Origin of the sequence: Metabacillus halosaccharovorans (assembly GCF_002019635.1) — a bacterium.
GTDB lineage: Bacteria > Bacillota > Bacilli > Bacillales > Bacillaceae > Metabacillus > Metabacillus halosaccharovorans.
The window spans coordinates 449,673-468,378 of sequence record NZ_KV917372.1 but is presented as its reverse complement, the minus strand read 5'-3'; the positions used below and the strand labels follow the sequence as shown (position 1 = coordinate 468,378).

The following is an 18,706-nucleotide window of genomic DNA, read 5'->3' as shown; positions in this document are numbered from 1 at the left end:
TTTTTTATCACATAGGTATGGAATGAGACAAGAGTTCAAAAAAGAAATCGTCTAGGAGGACAAATTTTGAAAAAACTAATTTTTTTACTAACATTACTTTTCACTCTTTTATCGGCTGAACCTATTTTCGCTTATACTGTGCAAAAAGGGGATACAATGTCAAAAATAGCAAGAGACAATGGTTTGTCACTTTCCGAATTAGCTTCAGTAAATCCACAGGTAAAAAACCTCGATCTCATTTATGTGGGACAAGAGATTTCTATAGATAAAGATAAAAAAAGTCGACCAGTCGTTGCAAGTCGTGGGGAAACTATTTCAAGTAAAGTAAATATTGCAGAAGCTGACATAGATTTATTAGCAAGAATTGTACGAGCTGAGGCTCAATCAGAACCTTTTGAGGGAAAAGTTGCAGTTGCCAGTGTTGTATTAAATCGTGTAGATAGTCCGAAATTCCCGGATACAATTAGAGATGTTATCTATCAAAGTGGACAATTCCAACCTGTCTCAAATGGTGAAATTAACAAACCTGCTGACAAAGAATCTAGAAGAGCTGTCTTCGCAGCATTATCTGATATGAGGAAAATTGCTAAAGACTCATTATTTTTTTATAACCCTGATATTGCTACAAATCGCTGGTTAGATTCCAGAGAAACGACTGTAGTTATTGGACAACATGTGTTTAAAAATTAATTCAGTAAGATAAAAATTCAGGTTAAATTATCAGGGTTCTATATGATATCCTGTTCACATATCGTAGCTTTCTTTCTAAGTTATTAGTAAATACATAATTGTTTAAAATAATTAGTTATTATCTTTTCTACGAAAAAAAGTGGAACCATACCAAGTCTGATTGGTTCCACTTTTTTGTTTCCTTTTCTAAATTGTCAATACGATCTTTCCACGAGCATGCCCTTCAGCAAAATAGTTAAATGCTTGTATTATTTCACTGAGCTTATAGCAACGATCAATAACAGGTTTTACACTGCCTGATTCAATAAGTTCTTTCATATAGTACAAGTCTGACTGGTTTGCTTTCTGTAAAAATGTACCAAACCTTTTTCTTGTTCTCATTGAGATCCATGGACCTTGAAACAGCGCTTGAAACATTTGAGCCTCTGAACCTCCTACATGGACAAATACCCCATTGGTAGATAAAGCTCGATTATAGATAGTTAAAGGCTGATGACCATTTACTCCTAAAATTACATCATAACGAGTTGTTGCTTTTTCAAATTCTCCCTTTTTATAATCTAAAACAAAGTCTGCACCAAGAGATTTTGCTGTGTGAATATTTTTCGTACTGCTAACTGCAGTAACTTGAGCACCAAGTGATTTAGCAATTTGAATCGCAAACGTTCCAACGCCCCCAGACGCTCCATAAATCAAAACTTTTTTACCTTGTTTTACTTTCCCTTTATCTCTCAAACTCTGAAGAGCAGTCACTGCCGCCATTGGAACTGCTGCAGCTTCCTCAAACGTCAAATTAGAAGGCTTACTCACTAGTACATTTTCTGAAACGGATACATATTCTGCAAACCCACCCCAACCAGAATTAGATAAATCTGCAAACACTTCATCACCAGGTTTAAATTTTTTTACAAGTGATCCAACCTCTTCAACGATCCCAGATATATCTCCACCAGGTATAGAATATTTAGGTTTGAACAGTCCATATACCAGACGCGCAAGTTTAGGTTCTCCCTTTAGTAACACCAGATTTCCATAATTTATTGAGGCTGCATGGACTTTCACTAAAACTTGATTATCATTCACGCTTGGTTTTGGTACTTCCTTTACTTCCAGGACTTCAGGCGGACCGTATTTGCCGGAAAAGATCGCTTTTATATAAATTCCTCCCTAAATAAAAATGACACTTACAATATATTATTCTTGATAAAGGAAGTTAAGCCCACTTATATACATGACTTTCTTACTGGATAACACTTCTTAATCACTTTAATTTTACATCGTTCCTCAATCAATCTCTTCATCAAAAATTGATTTTAAAACCAATATTGGAATTAATTTACTTTTATAATCACTTACCGTATAATATGTATGACTAAAATAATATTTATAGTCACAAGGAGGGTGGAACTAATTCCAAAAGGATTCACTGAACAAGAAAAATTAAATATCAACCAAACACTCATCAAAAATTGTAAATTGAATTGGCAAAAATTTGGCTATAAGAAAACCAATATTGATGAACTATGTAAAGGTTCAGGAATTTCCAAAGGTGCATTTTATCTTTTCTTTGATACAAAGGAAGATCTTTTTTTACAAACATTAAAATCTGTACAAATAAATCTATACTCCAAAATTGAGGAGATTTTATCAGAGACTCCGAACAAATATGGCGTTGCAAAAGCATTGAAAAAAATCTATAGAGTGTATTATGAAAGTCCTTTTATGTATGAAACAACGAGTGAAGATTTTATAAGTTTTTTCAATAAGCTTTCAATTCAGCAACAATCCGAACTAAATTCTCTCAGCTATGAAGGAGCCAAGACTATGTTAAGGAAACCTTTCTTAACATTAAAAATAAGTGAAGATTTAGCTTTGTCTGTCCTATCCACAACTTTACTTACTATTTCACTGAGAGATAAAATGCTTAGTCATTCATTTGATGTTTTCGATTTTATGGTAGATCACTTAATTGAGAAAATATTTGAATAGGTGGAGATCAAGATGATAAAGAAAGTTAAAGCTGGCGAACATACTCAAAAATACGTAGAATTTTCTAAACGAGCTGCAAATGGAGAATATCCTTCAAAGCATATTTCAAAAGTAGGGTCTATGGTCGGAGGGATGATAGGTATTGTCTTGTCTATAGTGGGAATTATCGGAAGCATTGGAGGTTACATTTGGGGAATAGGCATTTTTTTTGCCGGTGTCGTAACAGTTATATCTAATTTGTTGAATATAAAAAGAATTAAATAGATTTTCCTTCTTATACAATTATAAAGGGTTGGAATTATCAGCTTCCAACCCCAATTGTATTTATCTTTAGATTTTCATAATTCCGCCAGTACTTGCAGAAGTAACTAACTTAGAATAACGGGCTAAGTATCCTTTTTTCACTTTAGGTTCAAAGCCTTTCCAGTTTGCTTTACGTTCTGCCCATATGTCTTCCTCAACTTGAACATCCATTGTACGGTTTTCAATGTCAATGACAATATGATCACCATTTTCAACGAATGCAAGTGGACCGCCTTCAGCAGCTTCAGGTGAAGCATGCCCGATTGAAAGACCACGAGATGCACCTGAGAAACGTCCGTCAGTAACAAGCGCTACCTTTGGTCCAAGTCCCATCCCAACGATCATCGAAGTTGGAGATAACATTTCCGGCATTCCCGGACCGCCTTTTGGTCCTTCATAACGGATAATCACGACATGTCCTTCTTTTACTTTTCCATTGGCAATTCCGTTGATTGCTTCTTCTTGTGATTCGAATACGATCGCAGGACCTTCATGACTAGTAATTCCGTTCTGTACGCCACCTGTCTTAATGATCGCACCATCTGGAGCAAGGTTACCGAATAAAACAGCAAGTCCGCCTTTTTCTGTATGAGGATTGTCAATTGGTCGGATGACTTCATGATCCTGTATCTCACAGCCGGCAATGTTTTCACCTAATGTTTTACCTGTAACTGTTAAAGTATCAAGGTGAAGAGCTCCTTCTTTTTTCGATAGCTCATATAATGCAGCAGATACCCCACCTGCGGCATGCAAATCTTCGATATGATGATCTGATGCTGGTGCAAGCTTAGATAAATGAGGAACACGTGCTGCTACTTCATTAATACGTTGAATTGGATATTCAATTTCAGCTTCATGCGCTAAAGCTAATGTGTGTAATACTGTATTTGTAGAACCGCCCAGTGCCATATCAAGTGCAAATGCATTATCAATTGCTTTTTCTGTCACGATATCTCTCGGTTTAATATCATCTTTAATTAAATTCATTAATTGTTTAGCAGATTCTTTAACAAACTCTTTACGTTTTGGATCAACAGCTAAAATTGTCCCGTTACCCGGCATTGCTAGTCCAAGTGCTTCAGCTAAACAGTTCATTGAGTTAGCTGTGAACATTCCTGAGCAGGATCCACAAGTTGGGCAACCGAATTGCTCTAGTTCTGTTAGGCCCTTTTCATCAAGTTTACCAGATTGAAAGGCTCCTACTCCTTCAAAAACTGAAGATAGAGAGATTTTCTTACCATCACTTGTTACACCGGCCTTCATTGGACCTCCACTAACAAATAGTGTAGGAATGTTGATACGTAATGCCGCCATCATCATACCCGGAGTGATTTTATCACAGTTTGGAATACAAACCATTCCGTCAAACCAGTGTGCAGATACGACTGTTTCAACAGAATCAGCAATGATTTCACGGCTTGGTAATGAATAACGCATTCCGATATGGCCCATTGCAATACCATCGTCTACACCGATCGTATTAAATTCAAACGGAACTCCACCAGCTTCGCGAATTGCGTCTTTAACAATTTTTCCAAACTCTTGTAAATGTACGTGACCAGGTACAATATCAATATATGAATTACAAACCGCAATAAACGGTTTATCAAAATCCTCTTCTTTTACCCCTGCAGCACGAAGTAAGCTGCGATGTGGGGCGCGGTCAAAGCCCTTTTTAATCATATTGCTACGTAAATTCATCATTCAAAACTCCCTTCACTAAACATAATTCAAGAATGATATTATAAGGGTACTTCTAATTGACTAAATAATCAATATATTTCTTCTTATTTGAATAATATTATACTAATTTATCTTTCTGAAAAGCTAGAATATAAGTTTATATTATGAAAATTCTTTCTTTTTAATAGGTTTTACACTTAAAGTATAGAAATATTATTATTTCCAAATTGCAAATATCGATTAATTTTCATGTGAATTATGTTTTATGAGGATATCGGCAGGTTCATCTGCTACAATATTTATAAATAGCTGTAAAGAAGGAGCCTTGCTAATGACAGACTCTAAAAAGACAAAACGAACATGTAAAAATGGACATGTGTTTGAGAAAAGCAGTGATTGCCCTACATGTCCAATTTGTGAAAATGAGCGAAAGCCTGTAACAGGATTTTTGTCACTTCTTTCTGCACCAGCACGACGAGCACTAGAGAGCAAAGAAATCGTAACCGTCGAGGAGCTTGCTAAATATAGCGAAAAAGAAATCCTGTCATTCCATGGTATCGGCCCCTCCTCTTTACCAAAACTTCGTTCAGCATTGCAGGAAATTGGACTAACATTTAAAAATAAATAGATTACTTAGAAAAAACGCCATTAAAATGGCGTTTTTTTAAGTGTTCCTACTATCTAAAACCTTTTTTTCTAAAATTAAAATATACTTATAATACCCTAGTAAGATAATGAAGAGAGCAGGGGCAACAAAAATGTCATACCATACCTCCCACCAGCCTAAATGAAAAAACCCTATCGGCTCCGGTAATATAGTAGTGTATTCATAAATGAGTACAAAACAAGTCCATAAGACAATATATACTAATTGCCTCAGTGGAGATGATCTAGATGGAAACCCGTTCAAAAAAATGATATTAACTGGAGGTATTAAGAAAATATGTGCCAACAATCCCAGCCAATCCACACCTTTATCAAAATACCAGTAAGCCATATATTTATACTCCATAAATATATCAAATAACACTTGAAATGAAATAGTGAAAATCCAAATATGACAGATTTGATTTTGAGTTAGCCTCTTAGAATATTTATAAGCAATTAAGTTAAACAAAATAATGGAAGTAAAAAGTAAAATCATGTTTATTTCCTTTTTATTTTTACTATGCCCTCAATATGGTCATTTGATACAAGTACGTACTTAGACTAAGAGAGGAATATCTACTTTTTTGCCGTTAAAAAGAAAAACAATCTTTCTATGTATATGTACAAAAAGATTGTTTTTCTTCATTTTTACATTTTTTTAACAGGAGTAACTACTGCATATAAACTATCGGTCGAAGTGGATACATTTACTTCAATAACCTTATATCCATTACTACCACCTTTATATTCTTCCTTTTTTGGTACCTTTATTTGATAATTGCTCATGATCACGTTTCCTTTCATATTAAAAATTCTCACAGAAGCTAATATATGACGGAGGAAAGAAAATGTGTCATGAAATGTACCAATCTTTTTAAAAAAATTATTGTCTTTTCAACTTAATAATCTCTGATATAATTTCGTTCAATTCGTTCTTTTTTTGCTTTTTTAACCATTCGACCTGATCGATAGGAAGTTTTAATTTTAGAGTAATCGGTTCAATTGGCATTTCGACTTTTCTTATATCCTCCAGAGTCACTCCCTCTTCTATGTCTGGAAATCTTGTATCATTTTCGTTTACCCGATCAAAATCCTTATATTCTTCAGTGTCATCAATATTGCAGCATAAATGTAATTGTGGCAATCCACCATGTATTGTATTCACCATCATAATTGAATTGATTATTCTTCCATCTTCCAATTCTATTTCTACAATAACATTTTCCTCTCGTTGATATTTTTTCACGACAACTTCAGTCACAATCACATTACATTCTAAAGTCAATCCAGTACTAGCTTCAAAAATAAAGATCGCGCTATTAAATACGTGAATTTCTTCACCATCAATTTTCACTGTTTTCACCTTAAACATAAGCCTTCCCCCATTGAAATATGTACAGTTACCAACCGTATCTATCCTTATTTATAAATATACCATTAAGAAGCTTTTGTGTTGAAAATATATTGACCAAAGAAATAAAGTTTAGAATTTTTAAAATAGTGAAACTATTATGTATTTTATTGCGTAAAATTAAATGGTTGCAAAATTCTTGAAAAGGAGGAGAAAACGTGACTGTATTAGAAGTAAAGCATTTGAAAAAGTCATTTGGCTCAATTCGTGCGGTTCAGGATATTAATTTTTCAGTCAATTCAGGAGAAATATTCACCATTATCGGTCCGAATGGTGCTGGAAAGACAACAACACTGGAAATGGTTGAAGGATTAGTGACTCCCGATGCCGGTGAAATTACCTTTGGTGATTTATCATGGGAAAAGAACGGAAATGAAATTAAAAAGAAAATAGGGGTTCAGCCTCAATCTGGTGCCATGTTCGATTTATTAACTCCTGAAGAAAATCTTAACCTCTTTGCAAGCTTCTATGACAAAGCACGATCTACACATGAAATATTAGAACTTGTTAATCTTGTTGATCACAGGAAAAATCAAGTTAAGAAGCTGTCAGGTGGTCAACGTCAGCGACTTGCGATCGGTCTTGCGATGATAAGTGATCCTGACATCATCTTCCTTGATGAACCAACAACAGGTTTAGATCCACAAGCTAGACGCAATATCTGGGATATTATTTTACAGCTTAAGGAATTAGGGAAAACGACGATATTAACCACACATTATATGGAAGAAGCAGAAAAATTAAGTGATCGGGTTTGTATTGTTGATCAAGGCAAAGTTGTCTCATTGGATACTCCCTCTTCCCTAATAGAAAAGCTAACAAAAGAAAGAGAAGTTCGTCTCACCTTTCTTGATGGTGATCACGCATCTGAGGAAGCAAATATGTTTGCGAAAACCCTCCAATCAGTGACTAATACTGAGCGCGAAGGTAGTTCATTAAAGTTATGGACAACAAAGCCTGAGGATACGTTGGTTGATTTGTTTGGATTTACAAAAGAAAGAAACTATCAGGTAGAACAGGTGTCCATTCGTGAAATGAGTCTGGAGGATGTGTTTATTGCTTATACGGGCAAGGAATGGAGGGATTAATATGAACCAATTTAAGCAAATGTTTATAGCCCAACTTAAATTAACGTTTCGAGAAAAGCAATCATGGTTTTGGGGTATCTTTTTTCCAGTTATATTAATGATTATTTTTATGTCAATTTTTAGTGGGCGAAGTGATACAGACTTCTCAGCAAGTGTGGCCATCGTTGATGAAAAGCCGAATCCAACCTCTGCGATGCTCCTTGAGCAAATTAAGCATATTCCAGTATTTGAATTTGAGAACGAAGATCCTGTTTCAAGAGATAAGGCTGAACAATTGGTCAGAGATCAGGAAGTGGATGCTGCTATCATCCTACCTGAATCAATAGATGCATCTGCCCTTCAATTGGTTGTAAACAAAGAAGATGAGCAAGGAGTCACTGCTCAAGCTCTTTCTGGTATGCTGAATCAATTTGTGCAACAAGCAAATCTTTCGGCTGCAGGTATAACACCAACATATGAATTACAAATTGAAGCAATCTCTTCAGGTAATACGGAATTACAATATACTGATTTTCTATTAACAGGTATGATTGCTCTTTCCATTGCGCAAGGTGGTATGTTTGGGATGGTAGGTTTGGTTGAGATGGGCAGAAAAGGGTTGATCAAACGGCTCCGGATGACCCCTGCCAATATGAATTATTTTGGTTTAAGCGATATGATTATGCGTGTGTTATTTAGTGTTGTTCAAATCCTGTTATTATCCTTAATAGGCGTATTTATCTTTGGTGCCAACTTATTTATCAATCTTCCAAGCCTTCTGATTGTATTTTTACTTGGTACCCTTTCATTTACAGCGATGGGATATTTTATTTCTTCCTTTAGTAATACCACTGAAGCATATATGGGTGTAGCTAATATTTCAAACTTTCTTATGATGTTTCTAAGCGGTGTGTTTTTCCCTGTTGAAACGATGCCGGAATGGCTACAACCAATTTCGAATGTTCTTCCTCTCACCTATTTTGTTGAAGGCTTAAGAGAAAGTATGGTCTATGAAACAAGTATACTTTCTACAAACATATGGATAGGTATTGGAATAATGGTTCTTTGGGGAGTATGCACATTTGTATTGGGATCTTTGTTATATAAAAGAAAATCGATCGTTGCTGTTAGATAAAAAATAGTAAATTGAACAATTGAACAATTGAACAGAAATTAGAGATGTGCCTTATTTTGATTTAAAGGGCGCATCTCTATTATTTTATTCTGATTTTAAAAAGCCGGACATACTGGTGGAATATTGATTTGAGGGCAATTACGTTCTATTTTCGTTAATCGCGGTTGACAAATATCTGCATCCAGCTCTATTGTAACTGTGCTCTCTACCTGTAGACTATGACAAAGCGTAATTGAAACATCAATCTGTTGGAATTGTTGATTTCCTTCGTCATCTAAACTACATGAGTTGCAAGAAAAGCACTGAAAATCTGTAATATCACATGTTAAATTTGTTCCCTCAGGTGCACAAAGTATGGATGTTTGAATAACGGAGTAAGTCTGTGGCGAGGATGTACACGTAACACCACTAGGGCTACTGATTTGTATCACATAATATCCTCTTATTAATATCATCACTTCTTGCAGAGTGACAGTTTCTCCTGAAGAAAGAGTAACATCAACATTTCTCCTTCCGCCAGGTTGTGTTAGTTCTGTACATGATATAGAGCCTGGTGATAAAGGATCAATCGGATTTCCCTCTGCATCTGTTGGAATACATTCAGAAAGTAAGGGCCCGCCTTTCGTTTGATCCGTTATTTCTTCACACGAAAAGCCCAGCCTTACAAGTCCTGCAGTTCCTCTAAAACTTTGAGTTGGTACATCAATTTGTCCAACGATCCAATCATATACTTTTGAAGTAGTAATACACAGTCTTTCTTGATTTATCATCGGCATTTTTATACAACCTTTCAACACTTTTCCTTATTTATACTATGTTTTTTTATGCAAAATGGTCAGGCGTCAGACTAATAGATAAAAAGGCTACAAAAAATTTCTATTTTAAAACTTATGGTACACGAATTTATTATAAGTGGAGCACCGCCTCTAACCACTGTGCTCCACTTATAATGAGAATTCACATTAACATCAGCCTAAATATCTACAAGGATCAATAACAACTTTTACTGTAAAGGAGCATGAACTTAGCACTCCTTCTGTATCTTCTGCTATACAATTTACAATTGTTGTACCACTAGGGAAAAATGAGCCGGAAGCTGGTGTACATGTTGCTGTTACATTTGGACAATCTTCTATTACAATAGGAGGTGGAAAGTTTACAATTGCACCAGATACACCCGGATCATTTGATATCACAATATTCGATGGACAAATAAGAGTAATCGCTCCAAGTTCAATATTTAACGTTATCTCTTCACCTGCTTCAAGTTCAACACTTACTTCCCTTACATGTTCTCCATCTATAGTAAATCTAACGGTAAAGGTACCTTCAGGAAGACCGGTTAAAATATAAAAACCATCTACATCCGTTAATGTGGAACGAATTGGAACACTCATATTTTCAGGGAGAATTTGAACAAGAACACCAGTTAATGGTCCACCTGTACATCTGTCGGTAACAATGCCGCTAATTGTTGCAGGATTTGCTTGTAATAAGAAGTTAGCTGTAACAATCTCACCTCTTATAATAAAGACGTCACGAATTTGTGCCTGATAACCAATTGCACGTACAACAACGATTGCTTCTCCTCCCGGAAGACCTGTAATAAAATAATTTCCTTCAACATCTGTTAAAGTTACACCTAATAGTGTTCCTGAAGGTGAAAACACTTGGACAAGCGCTTCGCTAATTGGCGATAATGCACCTTCTTCTCTTACAGAACCACGAATGGAACCTGGATTAGGAACTAGTGCAATGTTTAAAACAAGAATCTCATTCGGAGGTAATATAATCGATCTTGTTTCGGTCACATAGCCTTCTGCTGAAAAGATAACATCATAAGTTCCTGAAGGGAGATTCGATAGAATATATTGGCCGTTTTGATCTGTTTCTGTTGATGCAATGATAACACCACTGCCACTAAGAACGGTGATAATTCCTGCCCTTTCAATTGGCAATCCTGTTACAGCATCTGTTACCTGTCCTCTTATTACTGACGGATTAGTCTCAAGGTCTACATTTAATATCCTGCTTTCTCCCGGCTCCAAAAAGATTCTATATACCTCACTAGAGTAATTATCAGCAGTAAAGACAACCCGATATTCACGTGGTTCCAGCCCTGTAATGAGATATTCTCCATTTCCATTAGTAAGGACTGAAGCGACTGGAAGTTCTGTTCCTATCCGAAAAACTTGAACTAGAGCACCTTGAATCGTTTGGCCACTTAATGCATCACGTACTGTTCCTAACAAATTTGCGAATTCTTGACTTAGCGCAAAGTCAAGGGTTTCTATTTCTCCTTGAGATAAAGTGACCACATTTATCATATTGCCAAAACCTTCAGCACTTGCAATAACCGAATAGCTTCCAGGTGATAAACCGGTTACTGTATATTGACCAGTTTCAGTTGTTAGTGAGCTTTTTATCAATGTTCCATTTAGATCAAATACTCTAACTAGTGCTCCGGAAATCCCTATTCCTGTTTGTACATTCGATACAGTTCCGACCAGTGTTGAAGGATTTGGAAGTAAGGAAGCATTGACTGTTTCTACCTCATTTGGTGTTAAAATAACAGGTATGACTGTACTTCCATAATTAGATGCCGTAAAAACAATATTGAAGGTTCCCTGCGGTAAATTTCTTATCGTATAAGTTCCATCAACACCTGTTACAATACTTTCAATGATAATGTCTGTATTTGGTACAACAACTGTAACTAATGCACCTACTATAGGATCTCCTGATAATGCATCGACTACTAGACCTTGAATGGTGGCTGGAAACGGATTTAGCGCGAAATTCAGGAGTTCGACATCGTTTGGTGATAGAAATACTGTACTGCTATTAATTGCATAATCTCTCATTTGTGCAATGACATCAAATGATCCTTGCGGGAGTCCTTCGATTAGATAATTTCCATCTTGATCTGTTAGAGTTCTTCTAAGGAGAATATCTGTTCCACTAACACGAACTTCGATAATCACGCCTGTTAATGGTGATTGAGTTTCAGAATCAATAACTGTTCCGAAAAGCGTGGCAGGGTTTCCTTGTAAAGCAAAATCCAGCATTCCCGTGGTATTTGCCACGATCTGTGTTTGATTGATTTGTGACTGGTAATTCGGATTTATAGCTGTGGCAGTGTAGATTCCTTCTGGAAGACCAGTGAGTAGATAGAAACCATTACTATCCGTTTGTACACTTCTAACAATAATTCCTTGATCATTAATGATTCTAACGAGGGTATCTGGTATAGGGGTTAATGTTTCAGCATCTCTGACGATGCCTTGAAGAGCCCCGGGGTCTCTTGTGAGCAAAATTTCAGTCGTAGTGGTGCTATTGCTAATGACGTTAACAGAGACACTATTCGTTCCATAATCCTCTGCACTGGCAACTAATACATACGTTTTTGGAGATAATGATGTAGATTGGAAGAAGCCGTTAGCATCTGTAATCGTTGAAAAGATGATTGGACCTGTACCTGAAAATTCCCTGACAATAATACTTGCTCCAGCTATAGGAGCATTATTCACCATATCCCTTACAAATCCTTGGATAATTCCCGGATTAGGAAATAATGCAAAACTTAGTGTATTTGTTTCATTTGAATTTATGATGGCACCCGCAGTTTCCGGCCCAAAATCAGCTGCATTCGCAACGACTGTATATACCCCTGGTGTAATACCCGAAAACGTATACTCACCAAATTGGTTAGAAACGGTTGTTTGAACTAGAATATTTGTAAAATCATAAAGCTGAATGACAGCATTTGGTATAGCGTCGCCATTTGCTATATTTGTAATAAATCCTTTTATATTTCCAGGTTCAGATGGTAACGACAATTGAGCGAAGAGTATATCTCCTGGATTACCTATGACAGTTTTTGTATCAGTTCCGAAATTAAGTGCAATTGCCGAAATAGTTAAAACACCTGTTGGTAAAGAAGAAAACGTGATGTTGCCATTTTGATCTGTTACTCCAGAAGTAATTGGAATATTTGTTGAATTTCTTACTGTTACTGTTGCTCCAGCAATCGTGTTTGCCGTGTTAGTATTAATGACTTGAACAGATAAAGTGACAGGATTTGGTGTCAAAATATTAGTAACATTTACGGTTTGATTTGATTCAACTGTTGCTGAAACAGTGGAGGAACTATAATTTGGAGCATTAACAGTCACAAAATATGTCCCAGGTGCTAAGAATGGAACTCTATACGTCCCATCAGAATTAGCTAACAATGTCACAACAATTATTTGAGTTTCATTTAAAACAGACACTCGAATCTCTGCGCCTGTAACCGGCACTCCATTTATGTCTATGACATTACCATTTATCACACCGGGGTTTGGCACAAGAGCTATATCAGCTGTTACCGTCCTATCGCTAACGACAATGGCCCCGATTTGATTTGTACCGAAGTTTGGTTTTGAAGCAGTAACAATATAGCTTCCCGGGGCAAGACCTGAAACAGTATAATTGCCAAAATTTGAAGTTGTGGTTACTGAAACAGGAACTTGTGATGTGCCATCTAAAATGGAAACGACTGCTCCTTCAATAGGAATTCCTGTGTTTTGATTCGTGATTTGTCCGTTAATGGCACCCGGGTTTGCAACCAATACAGCATCAATACCTGTTAATACTTCACCTGGGCTAACGTTTATCCCAACACTTACTTGACCATATCCAGATGCATTAACGACGATCGTAAAAGAACCACTCGGTATATTACCTATTGTGTAATACCCTTCTGTACTGGTAAAACCTGTTGCAATAAGAATGCCATTAAGATCAAGAACTTGAACAGCTGCATTTGTAATTGGATTACCTATATTGTCCGTTATATTTCCAGAAACAGAACCTGGATTTGGAATCATTGAAATAGAAACATTCGTAATTTGATTTGCGAACACACTTGCACCAACTGGAGTTGCAGAATAGGTTGGTGCAGAAGCTACAACAGTATAAATACCTGGACTGAGATTTTGAAACGAGAAACTGCCATTATTGTCTACCAAAACTGAATCTATAAGCAAATTATTAACATCTAAAAGTTGAACGAGTGTGTTTGAAATATTTGGTGCAACAGTCCCGGTAATCGTTCCCGGATTAGCAATAAGAGTAATTTCGACAGGAGTTACTTGACCAGAATTTACAAAAGCCCCTACAATCCCGTTCTGAAAATCTTGGGCAATGACATTTAAAGTGTACTGATCTGGTGCTAACCCATTTACTGTAAACCCTCCACCCTGATCAGTTAAAACAGTTGTGACTAAAGCTCCAACACTGTTTATTACATTAACACTAGCACCAATTATCGGACTCCCCCCAACACTATTAAAAACAAACCCGGTAATTTGACCCGGATTAGGCAGAAGTGCTACGTTACCTGATGCTGTTTGATTCGATAAGACTTGAATGGTTGCTGCATTTGACTGGAAGTTTTCTGCGGAAACAACAATTGTATAGATTCCCGGAGCCAATTGGTTGACAACATATTGTCCATTACTATTTGTCAAAACTGTTGCAACTATTGCTCCACTTCCATCTAAAATTCTTACTTGAACATTTGCACTATTTATTGGAGCTCCCGTCTGTGCGTTGGTTATTTGACCAGAAATTGAGCCAGGATCAGGTAGTAATGTAAAATTAAGAGTTGAAGTAACATTTGAGGTAATGGTTGTTCCAAAAGTTGAGGATTGAAGGTTTGGTGCTGTGACGACGACGGAATAGTTTCCAGGAGCTAACCCCTGCACAAAATAATTTCCATTTGAGTCTGTTACGGTTGTAGCAATAATGATTCCGGATCCTGTACTTAATTGGACACTAATATTTGCTCCCGGCACTGGATTATTAGCACTATCAATTACAATCCCTGTTAAATTACCAGGGTTTTCAGTCAATGTTGCGTTTAAAGTGGTTGTTTGGCCATTTATAATTGTTGCAGCAGCAGTAAAGGTAGAATAACTTTCTGCACTAATAACAATGGAATAATTAGTACCTAGTGCCAAACCGGTGATCATATAATTTCCATTCATCTGTTAAAATTGTTTGAATAAGGATATTATTTTGGAACACTGAAACGGATGCTCCACTTATGGGATTCCCTTGAGGATTTTGTATAATTCCCATTAATGCTCCTGCCAGTCTTGATAAAACTGCATTAACAATAGCTGTATCATTGGATGTAACGATCGCACCTAATATTGCATTAGAAAATCCATCTGCTGTAAAAATAAGTGTGTACGATCCAGGTAATAATTGATCAATTGTATATTGTCCATTTACGTTCGTAACAGTTGTTGCAACGACGATATTTTGAGCATTAACAACCTGTATATTTACATTCGGAATTGGAGAGAGTGAACCACTGTCACTAACCGTTCCCTGGATTGCTCCCGGACTCTGTTGTAAAAACAGGTTTGTTGTCGTTGTATTTCCAGCAGTTACCGTTGAAGATACTAATGAAGTAGCATAGTTTGTGGCTGAAGCCCTTACTAGGTAAGTTCCAGGTGAAAGGTTTGAAAACGTATAAACTCCTGCACCATTTGACGTAGTTGAAGCGATAAATATGCTTTCCTGTGTTAATAACTCAATAACTGCATTTGGAATAACTGTATTTGTTATGGCATCCCTTATTTCCCCTGTGATGGCCCCAGGGTTTGCGATTAGTACAAAGTTGACTATATAATTTTGATTAGGATCAACCGTGATAGACTGAATTTGTGACTGATATCCTGATGCTAAAACGGAGACATTATAAAGGCCGGGCGACACATTAGGAAACGTGTAATTCCCTGTAACATTGGTTGTTGTAGAAGTAATGACAATGCCTTCCTGGTTTGTTAAGGTAACAGATGCGCTATTAATCGGTCCTCCATTTGATACATTCCCTGATATCGTGCTAGGTAAAGGAAGCAACGATATATTTGCAGTGGTCGAGATACCACTAGATGCTACAACTGCTACAGAATTTGTCGCATAATTTGCCCTTGAGGCTTGAACGGAATAATTTCCTGGAGACACATTTGTAAACGTATAAATACCATTATTGTTTGACAATGTCGTGGAAACAATCGTCATTCCTTGCAATAAATTCACCGTTGCATTTGGTAAGAACAATCCAGTCGATTGATCAAAGATTGTTCCATTAATGGAAGCAGCTGCTTGTGCCGTAATAGTAACTACCGAAGTATTTGATTCAATTCTGCCACCTGTGAAATTATCAAAACCTGAAGCTATTACACGATTTAACTGTCTTATCCCGCTAGTACTATAAAGACCATTTAATGTAAACGTTAATGTTGCAGATCCGCCAGGTGCCAAATTTCCAACATTCCACGTTACCGTTTTTGTACTGCTATTATAAGCCGTTAACCCTTGTGACACCGTATTGACAGTAAATGAATTAATTAAATCCGGACCTAGCACATCATCTAAAAAGATCGTTGTTGCTTGTGACTTACCTGTGTTAATGACAGTCACATTCCCCGTCCATGTTGCCTGCTGGCCAATTAAAACTGTTGTTGGTCCTGATGTAAGCGTCTTGTTTACAGCAATCTCTGCTCGTACATCGACTTGATCTGGTGAAACTGGATTACTAAGGGCATTAGAAAATGAAAAACCTTCAGCTGATCGCAATGAATCCTTATTGTAATTATTAATGTTCGCTGAGGTGAAAAAAATTGCCCGTAATAATGAAGCTTCATTTATTCCTAGAAACGAAAAAAATGTAGTAGCAGGTAAAAACCAATCTAAAAAATAATCCTGATCACCGCCAATACTGGAATCAGCCAGAGTAACTCTCGCATAATCAAAGTTAGTAATCGCTTGAGAAAAGTTAGGATTACCTCCTCCCGTTCCTTCAGCAGGATCATTCCATGAGTTAACCTGCTTGACAGTGTTTTGTATTAAGCTAACACGATTATTCAAGCCGTCAACATTAAAAAGCCAGTCATATGTTCCAGGTACACCCTGTGTATTAATTAATACACCCCAGGCGAAATTTCTAAAGCCTGTTAATTGAGCATTTCGAGGATCACCATTTAATCTCAGCCGGAAATAAACATTTGTTCCATCATAGGCGAAAAAGGCAGCTGGAAATGATGAATTGCCAACAATGTCCGTTGAAACCGGACTTTCATCCCCCAATAAATCAAAAATCGGAGTTCCCCCAACCGTAATAGGTGTAAATTGTGAATTACTTGGAAAGGGCACAAGTAGTCCTCCTTATCAAAAAGATATTCTTAACATCCTATTATGGTAATACCTAAATTGTATATGATAGATATCTAGCTATAGAAAAAAGACATACAAATAAGGAGATTTTTCAAATATTATAAAAAGCCCTACAATTTTGAAGTGAGGGCTTTTATGTTGCTAAATGTGTAATTTTAGTTAAGTATTTATTGTTTAATTATAGCTTTTATCGATTCATCTAATATGTTTAGCAAATGATCAAGTTCTTCTTTTGATATAACAAGAGGTGGAGCCAGGACAACTGTATCCTGCCTATCAAACACGACTGACCGGCAAATAAGCCCACGTTTCGCTGCTTCGTTCACAATAAGAGGAGCCAATGTTATTTCCGTATTCTTATTGTTAAATTCTATTGCTCCCATTAATCCCATTCCTTTGACTTTTCCAATAATAGGATAAACCTGTTGAATCGCTTTTAATCCATCTAAAAGTTCCTTTCCCATTCGTTTGGAATTCTCTATTAATCGTTCAGACTCAATGATGCCAATATTTTTTAAAGCTACAGCACATGCCATCGGATGCCCGCTATAGGTATATCCATGAAGTAATGTACCTGTTGACATGTCGCTAAACACTTTGTGTATTTTCTTTGAAAGCATCACTCCGCCTAATTGGGCATAACCGCTTGTCACACCTTTAGCAAAACACATCATATCAGGCACAATGTTATCATGTTCAATTCCAAAATATGTTCCTGTGCGGCCAAATCCAGTGATCACTTCATCTGTGATAAAGAGGATGTCATGCTCTTCACACAGTTCCTTTACTTCTTTGAAGTAATTATGAGGTGCTATATGAACTCCTCCAGCTCCTTGTACAGGTTCTGTGATAAAGGCAGCAATTGTGTCAGGACCCTCCTTCTCAATGAGTTCACGAAATGAATTTGAGGAGTGGTGATTTACATGAAGGAAATCTGGTGCAAGAGAATTGGTAAAATCTCTAAAGGGCTTTATTCCTGTAGCACTTGTCGATCCGATCGCAACACCATGGTAAGATTTTGTTCTTGAAATAATTTTCTTTCGGTTAGGTTGCCCTTTTAATATCCAATAATGTCGGGCTAGCTTATATGCTGTATCATTGGCTTCAGACCCACCTGACGTAAAAAAAGTTGACTGAAGATCACCGGGTGAAATGTCAGCGAGTTTTTTTGCTAGTCGAATAGCCGGTTCATTACTAAATGTTGCAAAATTAGAAGAAAATGCAAGCGTCGACATTTGTTCTTTGGCTACTTTGCCAAGCTCTTCTCTTCCATGGCCAATGTTTACATTCCAAAGAGATGACATGCCATCAATCATCTTTTTACCGGATAAATCGTAAAGGTAAATCCCATCACCCCTTGTGAAGATAAATGCAGGACCATGCTCTTGTTGTTGTTGGATAGGAGATGTCGGGTGGAGAAAATGTTTTTTATCAAGCTCGGATAATTCATCCTGTAAATTAGGATTTCGGTGCATGAATACCATCCTCTCATATTTCTTACTTATATTTCTTCATTTTATGATGATATAAGGTTTGAATATGAGGAGG

At 36.7% G+C, this 18,706-nt stretch carries 15 protein-coding genes; 6 read left to right on the top strand and 9 right to left on the bottom strand.

All coding sequences use genetic code 11. The annotated features are described in order from the left end of the window. Positions 1-66: 66 nt before the first annotated feature. Positions 67-690 carry a cell wall hydrolase gene (locus BK577_RS16530; protein WP_078433969.1) on the top strand — a complete coding sequence of 208 codons (624 nt, stop codon included), beginning with the start codon at positions 67-69 and terminating at the stop codon, positions 688-690. 186 nt (positions 691-876) lie between these two features. Here the strand turns inward: BK577_RS16530 and BK577_RS16525 are convergent, their stop codons facing one another. Continuing rightward, the gene (locus BK577_RS16525) at positions 877-1,773 is read right to left on the bottom strand and encodes an NAD(P)-dependent alcohol dehydrogenase (RefSeq protein WP_342743305.1); all 897 of its coding nucleotides are present in this window, start codon (positions 1,771-1,773) and stop codon (positions 877-879) included. A gap of 285 nt (positions 1,774-2,058) precedes the next feature. Between BK577_RS16525 and BK577_RS16520 the strand changes: the two genes are divergently transcribed. Together BK577_RS16520 and BK577_RS16515 are read left to right on the top strand one after the other, a co-directional pair. After that, complete coding sequence (locus tag BK577_RS16520) at positions 2,059-2,679, top strand: TetR/AcrR family transcriptional regulator (RefSeq protein ID WP_218970497.1); 621 nt, start codon at positions 2,059-2,061, stop codon at positions 2,677-2,679. 12 nt (positions 2,680-2,691) lie between these two features. Continuing rightward, on the top strand, positions 2,692-2,943 hold the full coding sequence (locus BK577_RS16515) for a hypothetical protein (RefSeq protein ID WP_078433967.1): 252 nt from the start codon (positions 2,692-2,694) through the stop codon (positions 2,941-2,943). A 66-nt stretch (positions 2,944-3,009) separates the two neighbouring features. On the opposite strand, the gene ilvD is transcribed toward BK577_RS16515, so the two are convergent. After that, complete coding sequence (gene ilvD, locus BK577_RS16510; protein ID WP_078433966.1) at positions 3,010-4,686, bottom strand: dihydroxy-acid dehydratase; 1,677 nt, start codon at positions 4,684-4,686, stop codon at positions 3,010-3,012. 310 nt (positions 4,687-4,996) lie between these two features. Between ilvD and BK577_RS16505 the strand changes: the two genes are divergently transcribed. Then, positions 4,997-5,293 carry an RNA polymerase alpha subunit C-terminal domain-containing protein gene (locus BK577_RS16505; RefSeq protein WP_078433965.1) on the top strand — a complete coding sequence of 99 codons (297 nt, stop codon included), beginning with the start codon at positions 4,997-4,999 and terminating at the stop codon, positions 5,291-5,293. A gap of 36 nt (positions 5,294-5,329) precedes the next feature. Here the strand turns inward: BK577_RS16505 and BK577_RS16500 are convergent, their stop codons facing one another. From BK577_RS16500 to BK577_RS16495, 3 genes are all read right to left on the bottom strand, one after another. Next, positions 5,330-5,662 (bottom strand): hypothetical protein, encoded by a 333-nt coding sequence (locus tag BK577_RS16500; protein ID WP_245823530.1) that lies wholly within the window; start codon positions 5,660-5,662, stop codon positions 5,330-5,332. A 299-nt stretch (positions 5,663-5,961) separates the two neighbouring features. Continuing rightward, on the bottom strand, positions 5,962-6,099 hold the full coding sequence (locus tag BK577_RS26060) for a hypothetical protein (protein ID WP_169908329.1): 138 nt from the start codon (positions 6,097-6,099) through the stop codon (positions 5,962-5,964). Positions 6,100-6,196: 97 nt separating this feature from the next. Further along, the gene (locus BK577_RS16495; RefSeq protein WP_078433963.1) at positions 6,197-6,685 is read right to left on the bottom strand and encodes a hypothetical protein; all 489 of its coding nucleotides are present in this window, start codon (positions 6,683-6,685) and stop codon (positions 6,197-6,199) included. 197 nt (positions 6,686-6,882) lie between these two features. Between BK577_RS16495 and BK577_RS16490 the strand changes: the two genes are divergently transcribed. Then, entirely contained in the window at positions 6,883-7,812 is a 930-nt protein-coding gene (locus tag BK577_RS16490) for an ABC transporter ATP-binding protein (RefSeq protein WP_078433962.1), read from the top strand. A 1-nt stretch (position 7,813) separates the two neighbouring features. Then, a complete protein-coding gene (locus tag BK577_RS16485; protein WP_245823529.1) occupies positions 7,814-8,926 on the top strand; it encodes an ABC transporter permease in 1,113 nt (370 codons plus the stop codon). A gap of 95 nt (positions 8,927-9,021) precedes the next feature. Here the strand turns inward: BK577_RS16485 and BK577_RS16480 are convergent, their stop codons facing one another. The 4 genes from BK577_RS16480 to BK577_RS16465 all read right to left on the bottom strand — a co-directional run bounded on the left by BK577_RS16480 (position 9,022) and on the right by BK577_RS16465 (position 18,633). Further along, positions 9,022-9,702 (bottom strand): BMQ_0737 family morphogenetic spore coat protein, encoded by a 681-nt coding sequence (locus BK577_RS16480; RefSeq protein ID WP_078433961.1) that lies wholly within the window; start codon positions 9,700-9,702, stop codon positions 9,022-9,024. 192 nt (positions 9,703-9,894) lie between these two features. Further along, positions 9,895-14,943 (bottom strand): carboxypeptidase regulatory-like domain-containing protein, encoded by a 5,049-nt coding sequence (locus BK577_RS16475; protein ID WP_169908328.1) that lies wholly within the window; start codon positions 14,941-14,943, stop codon positions 9,895-9,897. Continuing rightward, positions 14,915-17,137 (bottom strand): carboxypeptidase regulatory-like domain-containing protein, encoded by a 2,223-nt coding sequence (locus tag BK577_RS16470; protein WP_078433959.1) that lies wholly within the window; start codon positions 17,135-17,137, stop codon positions 14,915-14,917. Before BK577_RS16470 ends, BK577_RS16475 begins: the two co-directional genes overlap by 29 nt. A gap of 188 nt (positions 17,138-17,325) precedes the next feature. Then, positions 17,326-18,633, bottom strand: a complete 1,308-nt coding sequence (locus BK577_RS16465) for an aminotransferase family protein (protein WP_078433958.1) — start codon at positions 18,631-18,633, stop codon at positions 17,326-17,328. Between the last annotated feature and the right edge of the window lie 73 nt (positions 18,634-18,706).